At 46.5% G+C, this 2,942-nt stretch carries 1 protein-coding gene; it reads right to left on the minus strand.

The window, feature by feature from the left end; all coding sequences use genetic code 11:
* Window positions 1-69: 69 nt before the first annotated feature.
* Window positions 70-2,598 carry an ATP-dependent Clp protease ATP-binding subunit gene (locus QZ327_RS13335; RefSeq protein ID WP_294620077.1) on the minus strand — a complete coding sequence of 843 codons (2,529 nt, stop codon included), beginning with the start codon at window positions 2,596-2,598 and terminating at the stop codon, window positions 70-72.
* Window positions 2,599-2,942 lie beyond the last annotated feature (344 nt).

A 2,942-nucleotide genomic window follows, 5' to 3' on the forward strand; every position in this document is an offset into this window, starting at 1 on the left:
AACGGAACACAAAAAAAATGCCAGTCCCAAAAGACTGACATTTTGGCTGCTTTAATAATAAAGATTTTATTATACCTTAATTATAACCAGCTCGTCTTTTTCCTTATTTACAGATACATTAACTGTATCACCGGGCTGCACCCCGCCAGATACAATCAGTTCCGAAAGTCCGTCTTCCAGATAATTCTGAATGGCACGTCTCAACGGGCGTGCGCCAGACTGCACATCATAGCCTTTCGTTGCAAGAAACCGTTTCGCTTCATCATCTACAATCATCTTATAGCCAATTGTTTCGACACGTTCATACAAGCCTTTCAGTTCAATGTCTACAATCTTTGTAATGGCATCCAGCGACAATTGGTCGAAGGTTATAATTTCATCCAAACGGTTCAGGAACTCAGGTGCAAAGGTCTTGTTCAATGCTTTTTGGATGACGCTGCGCGAATGCTCGTTATCATCCGTACGCGCCTGCGCCGCAAAACCCACACCGCGGCCGAACTCTTTCAATTGACGGGTACCGATATTGGAAGTCATAATGATAACCGTGTTCTTGAAATCAACCGTTCTGCCATAATTGTCAGTAAGACGTCCTTCATCCAGCACCTGCAACAAGATATTGAACACATCGGGATGCGCCTTTTCAATCTCGTCCAACAGTACGATGGAGTAGGGTTTCCGGCGCACTTTCTCCGTCAGCTGCCCGCCTTCCTCGTAGCCGACATATCCGGGAGCGGCACCAATCATACGAGACACCGTATATTTCTCCATGTACTCGCTCATATCCACACGTATCAAAGCATCGCCGGAACCAAACATATATTTAGCCAACTGCTTCGCCAAGTGTGTCTTTCCCACACCCGTAGGACCGAGAAACATAAACGTGCCGATAGGGCGGTTAGGGTCTTTCAGACCCACGCGGCTACGCAAAATGGCTTTTGTAAGTTTCTCTATTGCAGCGTCCTGAGCCACTACTTTGGCCTGCAGTTCTTCTTTCATTCCTGCCAGTTTCAAACCTTCCGCCTGTGCCATGCGCTGCACCGGCACGCCGGACATCATTGATATGACATTGGCAATCTCCTCCTCGCCGACAGTCTGGCGGTCGTCTTTAAGGCGGGTTTCCCATTCCGCTTTCATTTCGTCCAACCGGGCGGCAAGTTCTTTCTCCCTGTCGCGGTAACTCGCCGCCAGTTCAAAATTCTGCGATTTTACGGCTTCCGCTTTTAAGATACGTGCGTCTTCTATCCGCTTTTCCTGCTCTTCAATCTCTTTAGGAACGGTTATATTCGTCAGATGCACGCGCGAACCGGCTTCGTCCAAAGCATCAATAGCTTTATCCGGAAAGTTGCGGTCGGTTATATAACGTTCTGCCAACTTGACACACGCTTCCAATGCCTCGTCCGTATAGTTCACATTATGATGGTCCTCGTATTTCTCCTTGATATTTCTTAAAATCTGAAGGGTCTCTTCCGAAGTGGTGGGCTCTACAATCACCTTTTGGAAACGGCGCTCCAAAGCACCGTCTTTCTCGATATTCTTCCTGTATTCATCAAGCGTAGTAGCACCAATGCACTGTATTTCACCGCGAGCCAGGGCAGGTTTCAGCATATTGGCAGCGTCCATAGAACCCGCAGCCGCACCGGCACCTACAATGGTGTGGATTTCGTCTATAAACAAAATTATGTTCGGGTTCTTCTGCAACTCGTTGATAATGGAGCGGATACGCTCTTCAAACTGTCCGCGATATTTTGTTCCGGCAACAACAGAAGCCATGTCAAGCATCACCACCCGCTTGTCAAACAGGATGCGGGATACTTTCTTTTGGACGATACGCAATGCCAACCCCTCTACAATAGCGGATTTGCCCACTCCCGGCTCACCAATCAGCACAGGATTGTTTTTCTTACGACGACTCAATATCTGTGCCAAACGCTCTATCTCACGTTCGCGCCCCACAACCGGATCCAGTTTGCCTTCCTCGGCAGCACGCGTCATGTCCATACCGAAGTTATCCAGCACCGGGGTGTCATTGGACGGTTTCTTCGATGCTGTTTGCGCGGACGAAGCCGCTCCCGGTCCTGCATTACGGGCAGAGTGGGGCATAGCCATTTCTTCCTCGTCTTCTTCATCCTCTTCCGGAAATCCCATGCCCGCACCCGGATTAGTGGATTGCATGGTAAGTTGCTCGAATACAGACTGGTAATTCACATGATTTTCTTCCAGAACAGTAGCAGCCAAATTATCTCCGTCTTTCAGTATAGCCAGCAGCACATGCTCGGTATCGGCAACGGAACTTTTCAAAAAGCGTGCTTCCAGGATACACATTTTCAATATCTTAGCAGTCATGGGAGCCAGCGGCACATCTGCATCGGGCAGCAAGGTGTCGTCTTCGGCCTCTTTCAAGAAGCTCTCAACACGCTTTTTTACTTGCTTCAAATCTATATCAAGTCTCATCAATATCTCAATAGCTTTTCCACCACCGTCACGCAACATGCCGAGTAGAAGATGCTCGGGACCGATATACCTATTTTTCAGCCTATTAGCTTCTTCCTTGCTATAAGTTATAATATCCGAGACTCTTTGTGAAAATTGATTGTTCATATAGTTTTTATCTCCTTAAGTTAAAGGTTTCAAATGACAAAGATACGCATTTTCCCATACTGCGTACCATAAACCGGATTAATAATGTACAAATCCCGTGCCATAAATTATAATCTTCCGGTCAATCTTCTACACCTTATATTATATGTGCAATAATGCGCCAATGCCTTTTGTCATAATTTATAACCACCAGCGACACCTTTTATAAACACCTGATTATCAGCACTCGTAAAAAGCAGGTATCTCAGTCGTATATTGAACCCTATTCAGTCGTATACCGAACGTATCTCAGTATACGACTGAATAGGGTTCAATATACGACTGAGAAGTACACCTTCTTGATT

This window comes from uncultured Bacteroides sp. (genome assembly GCF_910578895.1).
Lineage (GTDB): Bacteria > Bacteroidota > Bacteroidia > Bacteroidales > Bacteroidaceae > Bacteroides.

Excerpts from the sequence above, each read along its gene's own strand:
- QZ327_RS13335 (WP_294620077.1), bottom strand. The coding sequence starts at position 2,598 with ATGAACAATCAATTTTCACAAAGAGTCTCGGATATTATAACTTATAGC.